This is a genomic window from Bacillus sp. RC242 (assembly GCF_044908245.1).
In the GTDB taxonomy this organism is placed as follows: Bacteria; Bacillota; Bacilli; order Bacillales; family Bacillaceae_G; genus Bacillus_A; species Bacillus_A mycoides.
The window spans coordinates 100,399-112,927 of sequence record NZ_JBIYCZ010000003.1 but is presented as its reverse complement, the minus strand read 5'-3'; the positions used below and the strand labels follow the sequence as shown (position 1 = coordinate 112,927).

At 33.8% G+C, this 12,529-nt stretch carries 14 protein-coding genes; 2 read left to right on the top strand and 12 right to left on the bottom strand.

The genetic code is table 11. From position 1 onward, the window contains the following. Positions 1-76 precede the first annotated feature (76 nt). From ABH957_RS07490 to ABH957_RS07470, 5 genes are all read right to left on the bottom strand, one after another. Positions 77-652, bottom strand: a complete 576-nt coding sequence (locus ABH957_RS07490; RefSeq protein WP_404510883.1) for a histidine phosphatase family protein — start codon at positions 650-652, stop codon at positions 77-79. Between the two features lie 131 nt (positions 653-783). After that, the gene (locus tag ABH957_RS07485) at positions 784-1,875 is read right to left on the bottom strand and encodes a serine hydrolase (RefSeq protein ID WP_404510881.1); all 1,092 of its coding nucleotides are present in this window, start codon (positions 1,873-1,875) and stop codon (positions 784-786) included. 39 nt (positions 1,876-1,914) lie between these two features. Then, positions 1,915-2,592, bottom strand: a complete 678-nt coding sequence (locus ABH957_RS07480; RefSeq protein WP_404510879.1) for a cupin domain-containing protein — start codon at positions 2,590-2,592, stop codon at positions 1,915-1,917. Positions 2,593-2,754: 162 nt separating this feature from the next. Then, positions 2,755-2,916, bottom strand: coding sequence for a hypothetical protein (locus tag ABH957_RS07475; RefSeq protein WP_000109008.1), 162 nt, complete (start codon positions 2,914-2,916; stop codon positions 2,755-2,757). A gap of 65 nt (positions 2,917-2,981) precedes the next feature. After that, positions 2,982-3,098: a multidrug transporter MatE gene (locus tag ABH957_RS07470; RefSeq protein ID WP_404510877.1), complete on the bottom strand. Its 117-nt coding sequence runs from the start codon at positions 3,096-3,098 to the stop codon at positions 2,982-2,984. 131 nt (positions 3,099-3,229) lie between these two features. Between ABH957_RS07470 and ABH957_RS07465 the strand changes: the two genes are divergently transcribed. Further along, a complete protein-coding gene (locus tag ABH957_RS07465; protein WP_002011948.1) occupies positions 3,230-3,652 on the top strand; it encodes a YfmQ family protein in 423 nt (140 codons plus the stop codon). Between the two features lie 53 nt (positions 3,653-3,705). Here the strand turns inward: ABH957_RS07465 and ABH957_RS07460 are convergent, their stop codons facing one another. The 5 genes from ABH957_RS07460 to ABH957_RS07440 are packed head-to-tail and all read right to left on the bottom strand — an operon-like array spanning position 3,706 to position 9,497. Beyond that, complete coding sequence (locus ABH957_RS07460) at positions 3,706-4,539, bottom strand: hypothetical protein (RefSeq protein WP_404510875.1); 834 nt, start codon at positions 4,537-4,539, stop codon at positions 3,706-3,708. Positions 4,540-4,559: 20 nt separating this feature from the next. Then, positions 4,560-5,822 carry an MBL fold metallo-hydrolase gene (locus ABH957_RS07455; RefSeq protein ID WP_404511028.1) on the bottom strand — a complete coding sequence of 421 codons (1,263 nt, stop codon included), beginning with the start codon at positions 5,820-5,822 and terminating at the stop codon, positions 4,560-4,562. Beyond that, positions 5,819-7,489 carry an ABC transporter permease gene (locus ABH957_RS07450; protein WP_002031009.1) on the bottom strand — a complete coding sequence of 557 codons (1,671 nt, stop codon included), beginning with the start codon at positions 7,487-7,489 and terminating at the stop codon, positions 5,819-5,821. Before ABH957_RS07450 ends, ABH957_RS07455 begins: the two co-directional genes overlap by 4 nt. A gap of 12 nt (positions 7,490-7,501) precedes the next feature. Continuing rightward, entirely contained in the window at positions 7,502-8,527 is a 1,026-nt protein-coding gene (locus ABH957_RS07445; protein WP_002086426.1) for an ABC transporter substrate-binding protein, read from the bottom strand. Then, the gene (locus tag ABH957_RS07440; RefSeq protein ID WP_404510873.1) at positions 8,505-9,497 is read right to left on the bottom strand and encodes an ABC transporter ATP-binding protein; all 993 of its coding nucleotides are present in this window, start codon (positions 9,495-9,497) and stop codon (positions 8,505-8,507) included. Before ABH957_RS07440 ends, ABH957_RS07445 begins: the two co-directional genes overlap by 23 nt. Before the next feature lie 161 nt (positions 9,498-9,658). Here ABH957_RS07440 and ABH957_RS07435 point away from each other — a divergent pair, with 161 nt between their 5' ends. After that, positions 9,659-10,552, top strand: a complete 894-nt coding sequence (locus tag ABH957_RS07435; protein ID WP_404510871.1) for a LysR substrate-binding domain-containing protein — start codon at positions 9,659-9,661, stop codon at positions 10,550-10,552. Between the two features lie 40 nt (positions 10,553-10,592). On the opposite strand, the gene ABH957_RS07430 is transcribed toward ABH957_RS07435, so the two are convergent. Both ABH957_RS07430 and ABH957_RS07425 read right to left on the bottom strand, forming a co-directional pair. Beyond that, entirely contained in the window at positions 10,593-11,117 is a 525-nt protein-coding gene (locus tag ABH957_RS07430; protein ID WP_404491329.1) for a COG3014 family protein, read from the bottom strand. 109 nt (positions 11,118-11,226) lie between these two features. Next, positions 11,227-12,495, bottom strand: coding sequence for an MFS transporter (locus ABH957_RS07425; RefSeq protein WP_404456130.1), 1,269 nt, complete (start codon positions 12,493-12,495; stop codon positions 11,227-11,229). Positions 12,496-12,529 lie beyond the last annotated feature (34 nt).

Sequence of the window (12,529 nt, the reverse complement as noted above, 5' to 3'; positions counted from 1 at the left end):
TTTAACCAATATTTTTTATGTTACAAAGTCATACTTCTACAATACCTTCTCCCTTTCCTCTTTTTTTGATAAACTTTTACAAATTATTTATCTGATAATCTGTAGACTGTATTCTTTCAGCAGAACTGAAACAATTATTATCAAAAGTTAATTTATACACATCAGGCATATGAAGGGTTTTCCAAAACTGAAAACCATATTTCGAATCAAAATAATTCATTAGTAATACCATAATATTCCCATGAGTACCTATTACAATATTCTTACCTTTATATTTTTTTAATATACTTTGCATACATATTACAGCGCGTCTTTGCGCTACATCATTTGATTCTCCGCCTTCGTATGCAAAAGTCCAGTCTTCCCATACCTTCTGAAGAGCATAATTAAAATCCTGTACTGGTTCTTTACTTAATAGCCTTTCCCGTAAATCTTCTTCTATTTGTATTGATAAATTATATGTATTCGCAATTCCTTGCACGGTTTGAATCGCCCTTTTATACGGACTAGAAATCACAACATCAATATGTTCCTCTTTTAATAAATGTATTACATTATCTGCATCAAAGTGTCCCTTGTCAGATAAGGGGCGTTCCCTTTCTTCCTTTGTATATGTAGAGTGAGCGTGGCGAACAAAATATATTGTAGTCATTTGTTCCTCTTCCTTCCTTTCTTTCTTAGTTTCAATCTTTATTCAATGGAGTAAATAGGAAATCCTGTATCAGTAAAAGAAAAGGACGCTTTCAAATAAGCGTCCTTTGTTTACATAATAAAATTATTTCATTATAACCTTCTTCTGAATTCTTCATCTGTTATAGCATCTTGAATAAAATAATCTATATTATTTCTCAGCTTTTGATATGCAACTTGATCTTCTATATCGTTAAACATAATTACAACTTCTACCTTATTCCCTTTCTTATCTGTAGTATACAAACTTTTTGTCAACACGAATGCGGTAGAACCACCTTTTTGACCAGCATATTCGAACTTACTATTTTGAACTGTTCCTTTAAAAATATTCTCCATTTCATCTTGCATTGATTTTGAAAAATAATTTCTACTATTTATCTTTTCCATTAAACTCATATAATCTTTAGCATTTGCACTCACTAATCGATCTGACCAAATACGCTGGAATTCCATATCTATTTTTAATGGTATATCACGTTTCTTCCATTCGCTTTCATCTTTCATCCATTCATGAATTTGTAACACATGTTTATTATACTCATCCATTGACATGTTACGTATCGTTTCTAACGATTGATTTTCTGGCTCATGAAGCCCTTTTTCTACATATCCTCTCATATACAGTGAAGCAGTATACGAAGTGAACTTGTCATGACTAGTAAGCTCTAACTCTTTTATACTTTCATTTACTCTTTCTATTCCAAGCTTATCTAACAAATATGTTGTATTCGCATTAGAACTATAATGAATCATCCCTTTAGCGACTTCTTCTAAAGTGATTTGTTCATTTTTCACTAACTCTCTCACTTTTGAATCTTCTAACCAGTCAGGATGCGCTCCACCATCAGTGTTTTTAACATAATATTTTTCTAAATCCTGCAATGAAATTTGTTCATCTCGACTTATTTTTCCTTCTGACACTTGTTTAGCAAACTCAACTGCTATTACGATTTTTGCCATACTTGCTAATGGTAATTTTTTATTTTCATTTACAGATGTTACTACTTCACCGTTTTTTCTAATAAGTAATGAACATGTTTCATCACCTTTATGTTCTTTTATGTAGTTTAATACGTAATCAGGATCTTCTTTTGACAAATAGTACTTCATAATAACAAAGAAAGCTATAACAGCTACTACAATCACTCCTGCAACAATTCCTATAATCTTTAATATGTTCACAATATGCCCCCTTCTATATAATAATTATAACGAATTTAATTACAAAATTATACAAAATAGAGTAACTCTTCCTAAAACAGAAAGAGTTATTTCACATGATGTTATTTGTCCATTTAACGTAACAACTATATTTGAGTCGTCACTTTCTTTAACTCTATTTAGTCGATTTGAGTTAGGAGGACCAATTACAACTGACTCCTTAATTGGCGAAAGGTCCATTCCTAATTTTTCTGCACTTACACCGTATGCAGCTTGAAATACTTCTGGCGGTGTTAATCTAAGTATGTCTGATCCCTCTGCTGTTTCAAACTGATCGTTATTAAAGAACAAATGTAATTGTACTTCTTCTGTTACCGCTGTAATCCAATGCCACCATCCCATTGGAATAAAGACAGTTTGCCCCGCTTTCACATGATAATTTTGCAATTGATTCGTTTCGGGATTTAAAATGGATGTAACTGCTTCTCCTGATACAACAACATCTAATTCCCACGCATTCGGATGCCAATGTGGTTCCCGCATATGCCCTTTCGTCATAAATAAATCAACAAACGCCCCTCCTATCATCGCAGGTAACTGCGTTGAGGTAACTTCATATGCAACGTTTTTCTCATCTCTTTTAAAAAAGACATTTTTTCTCGAATCAAAGAAAAGATTTGGCGTTCCTGAGCTTTTCTTTAAATTTTTATTATCTGTAACATAACCTGAACTACTCATTTTATCCCTCTTTTCCACTCCGAACATTTCCATCTGCACACTGTATCGTATGGAAAAAATGTATGTATGTGCCTAATCATTCACATAACAAAAAAACATGCCTTCATGATGAGAGCATGTTTTGTGATTTTTTTCACATTGTTTAGTTAAAAAATAAACTTTTTACTTACCATGATGTAACATTAAATCACTAAGTTCTTCTTCAATGTGATTTAATTTCGCAACTCCTTCTTTCCATTTGTGAATATAACGCGATACCCCGACAATAAATAAAACAATAATTGTAGAAAGAATAATACCATATACGATTGTTACAGTACTCATAGTTACACTTCCTTATAATTAGTAATGTTGTTATTAGTTATATTTTTATTATAAACCTTTTTCTTTTAAAATACTTCGATTTCAACTTTTTGTAACAAAATTGATTTTTCTAACATTTCGTCCATAAACATGGCATATTTTTCACAAATTATACAAAACTTCACCATATGTACTATTACCATATGAGTTATATTGTTAAATAGGATAAAGTGAAATTTTAGTCAGTACGGGGTATCTATCCCACACTGATTATTAGCCCGCACCAACCAGGATTTTACGGACCGTTACTGTGGGATAAAGGGGATGAAATACTATGACGACTTGGTTTATTGTAATGTTAGTTGTATTTGGAGCATTTAAAATTATTGTTTCTAGCCTTCCTAACTCTGCTATTGAATCCATTATTAGCAAGTACGAAACACATCCACAACTTGAAGAAGAGAATGTGACTGTTACAATCAATGGAAATAACTTAGAAGGCGAAAAGAAATCCAAAATTATTCATGATTTTAACGAAGGATTATTTTTAGATCGCTATTATGCACCACCACACAATGAAGGCACTCCTTTAATTATCAATGCAAAACGTGGCAAAAAAGATTTTACATTTTATATTTATAGTCATGAAGAGCATGTTGATGTAGTAAAACAACATAAAAAGAAGGTAGTTGCTTATAGTTTACGCTCTAAAAACCTTCAAAATAATGATATGTTCGTGTCAGCTGATTTAGCTTAATACTCATATATTAGAAGAAGGAATCCATGGCACATGAATTCCTTCTTTCCTATTTACTGAAAAATAAGCTCTGTCTTCAAACTATCTTTCGGTAACAACCATCCTTTTTTCTCTATACTCGCCATTAATAATTCTCTTTGTTTTGTCGCGATACTTTCCTCATTTGTTTTAAACGACACTTCTATTACGAAGTCATCTTCTATCTTCCCGGTATTACTTAATGGCCAAATTTCAATATTCGTTTTTATATTTTCAAATTCACCTGTATACCGTTTCATTAATACAGGACCGTAAATGTGAGAATCCTTGAGCATCTCTTCTACCCAATTCGTATACAACCATTTGTTCATTTTCCCTGGTAACTTTTCTATTAACATATTTTGAGCAGCTTGTTCATTTGGTAAATCAAGTACCCCATATCCTTTAGCACTGTAACTTTTCTTATTTGAAATACTTAACGTTTTTTTCCCAAATCCCCAATCTATTTCCGCCTCATAACTATCAGTTTTACTATCAAATCCATCTTTTTTAGCTACTTCTAGTGCATCTTGAATTACACCATTTGGAATAGGATATCTTTTTTTATATGTTAGCTCAAAATCTTTACTAAATTCTTTCTTTCGGATTCTCGCAAACCAACCTTCATTACTTAAACTTTTATTCGCCGTATCTAAAAATTGCACTTGTATTCTTTCATAATTTGTACCAGCCTGGAAATGTTCTAGTACCTCTTGCTTCATCTCTTTGTTATAACCTAATACTTGTTCTGGCTTTAATAATAACTTCACTTCAAAGCTAGGTTTCATTGGACTAGCAGCAAAACCTTCCTTAACGTTATAAAGGAAACAACAAAAGAAAATACTTACGAATACAAATACTTTTTTCATATACCGATCTCCTTTACATTTTAAATTACTTCTATACGTTCCATTGCAAGTGAATATATATTTTCATATCCTGCTGTACTAAGCTTTTGCTGTAATCGATCCGTATCCTCTTTCAGTGCGTGTACTAACACCGTATGTTCTGGTAATAATGTATTTAACATCGCCTTAACGTCATTTATACTTTGATGAACCTTATATGGAACTCGCTCTACCCTACATTCTCTACTTACACATTCTTTCATCACCTTTTCTGCAAAACTCCCTTTAGCAATATGTCCAGTAAAGATAATGGAATTTCGTTCTTCATGCCGAAGCTGTTCATAATATAACTGTGCTCGTTTCGTTTGCATATTCGCATCACTCATTACAACTATTCCGTAACTATTTTGCATACAAATGTCATTATCCATAACTATTATGTTTCTTTTTAAACTCTCCACAACCCGTTCAAGTTTTTCATTATTTTTTAGCCAATCTTTATATATGAACATTTCTTCAAAACCAACCAAAATTTCTTTATCTACTATAAGCGGAAACTCTTTATATCGTTCATATAAATACAATACTATATCTTGCGCCCTACCAAGTGGAGGCAGTGGTAGTAATGCTATTCCTTTATTGTGCGCAACTCGTTCAATTTCTGCACATAATTCGTCCACTCGTTCATTTTGCGAAACATCATCAGTGTGATAAGCGGCATCTACAATTGCAATTTTTATATCGCTTCGCAAATTTTCAGGTAAATTAGCTCGTAGTATATTAGATTCTGCTGAATAATCACCAGAATAAAATACGTATGTATTACACATATCCACTAAAAACCAAACAGCTCCTAATACATGCCCACTATACCCCCATTGAAACCTCAACGTTGGTGTAATCTGTATCCATTCATTTGGATTACTAATCTCATCAATACATACATAATTTAAATCTTTAATATTTTGATCGTTATAAGGTAAATTCCACCCTTTTGAAAGATTGTAGTTTCCCCATTTTTCAAAATAAGCTGGAAGTTGCTCCTTCGTATAACGAGTTGTCCAAATTTTTTTCTTATATCCATACTTCGTCAATAAAGGTAAACCCATCGTATGATCTTCATGAATATGTGATAAAAATACTGCATCCAAAAATGGAACAACTTCTCTTTCTATTTTGGGATAACTATCCTCATATGATCGATTAATACCACAATCAAATACTATTTTTGTCTCTTTATTTTTTACAAAATAGCAGGAACGACCGTATTCTCCCGCTCCTCCCCATACTTCCATCCTCATCATGCTACCCCTTTTCGTTTTTGCTCCATATGTTGCAGAAGTAATAAGCACATTGTTGTAAGCCCAACAGAAACAACAGCCATTGCCATTCCTATAGATACTTCTCCTTGTTCAAATTGAGCAAAAATAAACGTTGCTGACGTTTCTACTGATGGAGGTAGTACGAGAAGCGATGCTACTAACTCTCGTATCGAAATCGTAAATGTCATCGCCCATCCAGCAAGAATTCCTGGAATAATAAGCGGCAATATTATTTTTCTAAAAATATAAATGTAATTCCCGGAAAAAATACTTCCTGCCTGTACAAGAGAATCATCAATTTGTCCGAGCGATGCTTTTACATACTGCACCGTATAAGGTAAAAAGAGAACAACATACGTTACGATAACCATGACTGGTGTATTGTAAATTGACATAGGCATATAGGGTGAATTCCAAAATAAAATAAGCCCTACAACCATCACTATTCCTGGTACCATATTCGGTAACATGCCGCACATATCAAGCCATTTTTCAGAGGACTTTTTCCCCTTTCGAATCATAAGCGCCAAAAATACGCCAATAATTACAGCAACAATCGCCGTTACGAGTGAAAAAAGAAAACTGTTCCATAAAGCTTCTAATCCCGGAGAACCAATTGTAAATAATGCTTCATAATGGCTTGTTGTAAAGTTATTAAAATGTAAGCCACCGCCTCTTAACTTCGACAAAGAAGCAATAAGTATAGAAAAGTATGGGATTCCAATTGCTACTATTAGTAAACCAATTACATAAACCCATGCTATAACGCGCGCAAATATAGACAAAGTATACCTTTTAGATTTCACACCTTTTCCACTAACCATTGCATATGTATACTTTCGATTCAATACATTTTGCATATACCAAATGAGCATACACGCACTAAGTAATAAAGAAGATAATGCTGTGGCACTGCCAAAATCAATCGGCCAACTAGAGATAAATTTATGAATCTCAGATGTTAACACATGGAATCCTATTCTACGTCCGAATGTAGCTGGTGTTCCAAATTCAGCAATCGTCTTTACGAAAATGAGTAAAGCACCCATTACATAACTTGATAACAATAACGGTAGTATTATTTTTCTTAAACGATAAAAAAAACTTCCACCATGAACTGCTGCAGCTTCTTCTTTACTACTCCCAATCTGAAGTAACGTGTTTTTCAACATGAAGTAAAGGAATGGGAATAAATGCAGACTCATAATTAAAACCATACCGCCTAAACTAAAAAACGATGATGAAATCGGCTTTAAAGCCGGAAAAAATTGTTCAAAATAACCGTTAGGTTGCATGAACAAAATCCAGCCCATCGATCCGATATAGGGCGGGGTCATAAATGGGATCATAAAAACAATATCTAACTTACTATACTTTCCTACATCTGTTTTGCTCATAATGAACGCCAATGGAAACGCAAATATTGTAGCTCCTATTACAACGAGTACACCTAGAAGCATCGAATTTAGAAAAATTCCAGCTAATCCACCACTCTGCATGACTTCAAAAGGCTTTAAAAAATTCCAACTGCTATTTTCATATACACTAGAAAATAAAATGAGAAAAAGTGGAATGACGATTAACATCGCCACAAGTAACAACGCTACTGTCATTCCAACTTGTCTTACTGATACGAATCGATTTACCATGTAATCACCATCTTATTGAAATACTTTCTTAAATTGTTTTGCTATTTCATCTTGTTCTTTCTCAACTGTTTTCCAATCAATATTTAATACTGGAATCTCTTCTACATTCGGTCTATTTTCAGCTTTTATATCTTTTCTACCTGGCAACAAATACGCTTTAGAAACTTGTTTTTGCACATCATCTGATAATAAATAATCAATAAACTCTTTTGCACCTTCTACATTTTTACTATCCTTCATAATGCCTGCTGCACGTGGACTAATGACTGTTCCGCTTTTTGGATATACGATATCGACCGGTTCACCCTTTGCTTTTGCACTGTACGTCATATAGTCAACACCTGCGATTACCATATCTTTCGCACCTGTTACAACTGGGTCTAACGCTTCTTGGTTTGCCCCAGCTACTGTAACTTCATTTTTCTTAAGCTGTTCAAATAAATTCCATCCATCTTGTCCATTCTTTTTCACATATCCTGTTACAAAGTCTAAAGCTGAACCTGAAAGTGCTGGATCTGGAAGATTCACTTTCCCTTTCCATTCTCCTTTCGTTATATCGCTCCAATCTTCAGGTGCTGTCTTCACATTTTTTGTGTTATACACAATTCCTAATGCTGAAGCACTATATCCAAAATAATGTCCTTTATCATCCGACCATTCAGAACGAAGCTTATCAGCTTGTTTTGCTTCTTTATAAGCTAACGTTTGCCCATCTTTTTTTAATCCTTCCATCGCTGGTAAAGAAGCAAGTACGACAACGTCAACGACTGGATTTTTCTTTTCAGCCTCCATTCTCGCTAAAATCTTACCTGTTGTTCCTTGAAACATTTCTACTTTTATCCCTGTTTTCTTTTCAAAGTCCTTTTGAATTTTTTCTGCTAATCCTTTTGGTCCTGCACTATATACAACGATTTTCTTTTCATTAGCGTTTTTATTTTTTGCATCTACACTGCCTGTCTTTGAGCTACAACCTGTTACTACAGCAGAAAATAGTAAAGTACATACAAATAAAGACTTAAGCGAACTGAATTTCTTCATACGATTCTCCCCCTATATGATGAATACATTTTTTTGGTACATATAACGATACCGGTTTGCCAACGCTTAGCTTACTATTGTGATAAGCTGTCCATACACCGAGTGTCCCCATATTTACTTTCACTTCATAACGTTCTCCTACATATGTAACGTGCTGAACTTCACCTGTATACATTTCGCACAAGTCATTTTTTGTCCAGCTCACATGCTCTGGACGAATCATTTTTTTCCCCTCTACAAGCCAATTTGCCTTACCAACAAATTTTGCAACAAATTCATGAGACGGTTTCACATAAATGTCTTCTGGTGTTCCTTTTTGTAATACTTCACCCTGCTTCATGACAATAATTTGGTCTGACATTGACATAGCTTCTGTTTGATCATGTGTTACATACAATGCCGTTAAACCAATTGAATGAACGATGTCCATAAGTTCTAATCGCATTTCTTCTCGCAAAATTGCATCGAGTGCACTTAACGGTTCATCGAACAAAATAAAATGAGGTTTCTTTACAATTGCTCTAGCAAATGCGACACGTTGCTGCTGTCCACCTGAGAGTTCATGCGGATATCTTTTCTCCATACCTTGCAAACGAACTCGCTTTATCGCATCTTCTACCTTTTCTCTTAATTGATTCGTTTGCTTTGTAGCCCTTAAACCAAATGCAACATTTTCAAATACAGTCATATGTGGCCATAAAGCAAAATCTTGAAATACCATACCGATATTCCGTTCATGAGGAGATGTTTTTATCTTTTTAGCAGAAGAATACATGCACTTATCTCCAAAATATATTTCACCTTTATCCGGTTCTTCAAGCCCTGCAATCATTCTAAGTAAAGTCGTTTTCCCGCATCCTGAAGGTCCTAAAAGTGTGGTGAATTCCCCTTTTTTCATTACAATCTGTAACGGCTTTAACGCCTGTGTTTTTCCAAATGCCTTTTCTAATCCATGAATTTTAATATCCATCGTTTCACCTCTCTCCCCTCATTCTTAACCTGCTTTCATTCTATCTGGAAGATTTATACTGAATGTTAATGTACTGTAAAGATTAAATTAAAAAATCTCTAATAAACTATTTATTTCTATAGATTTTTTCTATAGTTAGAAGAAAAAGGGGCCAACTTATAATGAATCTCTTAAAATTAGAAATTGTAGTGCTTATTAAGAAATATAAAAAGCTTACTATCGTTGCAGAAAAACTTGGCGTTAAACAACCTACTATTACGTTTCATATAAAAAGCTTAGAAGAAGAACTCGGTGTGTCTTTATTTGAATTACGTTCCGGAAGATATTTTTTAACAGAGGCTGGCGAGGCATTGCATCATTATGCTTGCAAAATAGATGCACTTATGAAAGAAGCTAGACGGGTCACACAAGAGTTTAAAGATTTTAATAAAGGCGCTATAACAATTGGTGCTAGTTATGTACCAGCGACTTATCTTTTACCAGAAGTTGTTCACCAATTTCAATGCGAATTTCCAAATATAAAAATAACACTCATAGTAAAAACAGCTCCTGAAATTCGAACGATGCTACAAAATCATGAAATTGATCTCGGGATAATTTCTGCGGCACCGTTTGACGAACCACTTCTAAAACAAATGAATGTAATGCCTGATACACTTGTTCTTGCCTTTTCCAAAGAACATCATCTTTCTAAAAGAACAAATGTATCATTACAAGATATCGAAAAAGAACGTATATTATTGCATCGTAACCCATCTACAACGAGAGATTTACTTACACAATGGACGTTAGCACATAACATTACATTCCAATCAGAAATTGAACTAGATTCATTAGAAACGATGAAACAAATTTTAAAATATGGTAATGGGGTTGCCTTTATTTCAAAACTTGCTATTGAGCAAGAAGTACAACGAAATGAGCTATGCTATATACCGATCCCTGATTTTGAATTTCAGCGTAATATTTATACCATTCATCATGAGGACAGATGGAATTCTAAAATAATTTCTTTTTTACTACATAGCATTACTTCTTTTGCAGAAAAAAATTAAAAGGCTGTCGTTATACACGACAGCCTTTTAAACTATAACTCTATTTGTTTTTCTTATCCTCAATTTTTGCTTGTGCCTCTTCAGCCTTATCTAATGCTTCTGAAACTTTTTTCTCTTTTTCTTTTACATCATCTATACTATCAACAGCTTTAATTAATTTATCGATTCCTTCTTCATTTACTTTTTTTCGTTTCGCTACTCTTTCATTTACTTTCTCTTCCACATCTTTTGCTTTTTGAAGCATATTCTCTGCATTTGATGTCACAGCTTTTTCAAGTGCATCATCTTTTTTCTTTTGTAACACTTCATTTGCAATATCTTTCGTTTCTGAATACTTACCATCTTTTAATGCTGTCGCACCGCGCTCCAATAACTGAGCGACTTCTTTATATGCCTTCGCTTCATTTCCTGATTTCTCTTTTTCCGCTTTTTCAAACCACATAATCGCATCACTATATTTTTCATTTTTCAATGATTGCATACCTGTTTCAATATACGTGTCATAATTACTACATCCAGCCATTACGACTAACAGAAAAAGCATAACAAAACTTAATTTTTTCATGATGTTTTCTCCTTTTCTTTGCCTGCTCACTATACTGTAACATACATGAAAAGGAGTTTCAAAAACTAAAATACTAATTTGGTCATTTTTATATTGTTAAAATTTATTTTTAAGCCGACACATCTACTTGTTTTTTCGCCATATGTTGCTTTACTCCAACTAATACAACTAACAATAAACCTCCGCCTATCGTCATCATAACAATGCTAGTTGGCAACATATCTAATAATAATCCATATACAATCATACCGAGTGGTGCGATTGCAGTAGCAATTGTTTCAAGTAGGCCAAACACACGCCCTAAATAGCTCGGATCTGTCGTTTTTTGCATATGTACTTGCATCGGAATATTTACAATCATAATTGAAATACCCGTTAACATCATAAAAGCAATATAGTAAATAAAACTTGCCACTTTGGGAATGGTAACTAACAACGGGAAGACTGTACATAAACTTAAACCCGCAAATAAAAACAATCCAGTATAAATAGAACGAAACGGATTATTCACTTCTTTACGCACTGATAAAGCAATCGCACCCATTAGCATCCCGACTGCTAACATTCCCTCTACAGTACCGAGTTGCTTTGAAGATAGATGCAATGTATGGACGATAATATATGGAAGTGCTACTGTTAGCCCACACGCAAAAAAGTTTACCCACAATGCTATTTTCATTAAACCATATATTTCATGCTGTCGTTTTACATATGAAAATCCTTCTTTTATACTCGTCAAGAAACGCTCTTTACTCTCAGCCACTTCTTTTTTGTACAAATCAAATACGATAAATAATTGCAAAATAACCGCTAAAAAGAACGTAACACTATTTAACAAAAAAAACGACTTAATTGAAAAGAAACCAAATACAACGCCACCAATAATCGGCCCTAAAATATTTGATAAAGAAGCTGCCGTTTGATTTAAAGCACTCGCTTTTTGAATACGCCCCGCATCTACTAAATTAGGAATAGACGAAGTTAATGCAACAGAATAAAAACTTGCACAAATTGATAATAATGCCGCTGAAATATAGATAACAAGAAGTGACGGTCCAAATATAGTAGCAAGAATAAACATAATAAGCATCGTTAAACTACTTAATAAATCCGTGCCAATGACAAGCCATTTTCGATTCACACGATCAGCTACAGCACCTGCAATCGGACCACAGATCATCCTTGGTAGTGATCCGCAAACGAGCGTAATAGCAAACCCCATCCCTGAACCAGTTGTCTTTAATACGTATAACCCCATTGCGAATGTATAAATACCTGCCCCTAATAAAGACGTCATCTTTCCAATCATCATCAAAATAATATTTCTCGTTGCAACTTTCATCCTTGTATCATGTTGTCCTATACTTATATCTCCCATAATGACTCTCTCCCCTTAAAAGTTAAATTGTGTT

Coding starts and splice junctions, on each gene's coding strand:
- ABH957_RS07475 (WP_000109008.1), bottom strand. CDS start 2,916: ATGAGTACTGTAACAATCGTATATGGTATTATTCTTTCTACAATTATT.
- ABH957_RS07480 (WP_404510879.1), bottom strand. CDS start 2,592: ATGAGTAGTTCAGGTTATGTTACAGATAATAAAAATTTAAAGAAAAGC.
- ABH957_RS07440 (WP_404510873.1), bottom strand. CDS start 9,497: ATGGATATTAAAATTCATGGATTAGAAAAGGCATTTGGAAAAACACAG.
- ABH957_RS07455 (WP_404511028.1), bottom strand. CDS start 5,822: ATGATGAGGATGGAAGTATGGGGAGGAGCGGGAGAATACGGTCGTTCC.
- ABH957_RS07460 (WP_404510875.1), bottom strand. CDS start 4,539: ATGAAAAAAGTATTTGTATTCGTAAGTATTTTCTTTTGTTGTTTCCTT.
- ABH957_RS07425 (WP_404456130.1), bottom strand. CDS start 12,495: ATGGGAGATATAAGTATAGGACAACATGATACAAGGATGAAAGTTGCA.
- ABH957_RS07435 (WP_404510871.1), top strand. CDS start 9,659: ATGAATCTCTTAAAATTAGAAATTGTAGTGCTTATTAAGAAATATAAA.
- ABH957_RS07450 (WP_002031009.1), bottom strand. CDS start 7,489: ATGGTAAATCGATTCGTATCAGTAAGACAAGTTGGAATGACAGTAGCG.
- ABH957_RS07465 (WP_002011948.1), top strand. CDS start 3,230: ATGACGACTTGGTTTATTGTAATGTTAGTTGTATTTGGAGCATTTAAA.
- ABH957_RS07445 (WP_002086426.1), bottom strand. CDS start 8,527: ATGAAGAAATTCAGTTCGCTTAAGTCTTTATTTGTATGTACTTTACTA.
- ABH957_RS07490 (WP_404510883.1), bottom strand. CDS start 652: ATGACTACAATATATTTTGTTCGCCACGCTCACTCTACATATACAAAG.
- ABH957_RS07430 (WP_404491329.1), bottom strand. CDS start 11,117: ATGAAAAAATTAAGTTTTGTTATGCTTTTTCTGTTAGTCGTAATGGCT.
- ABH957_RS07470 (WP_404510877.1), bottom strand. CDS start 3,098: ATGGTAATAGTACATATGGTGAAGTTTTGTATAATTTGTGAAAAATAT.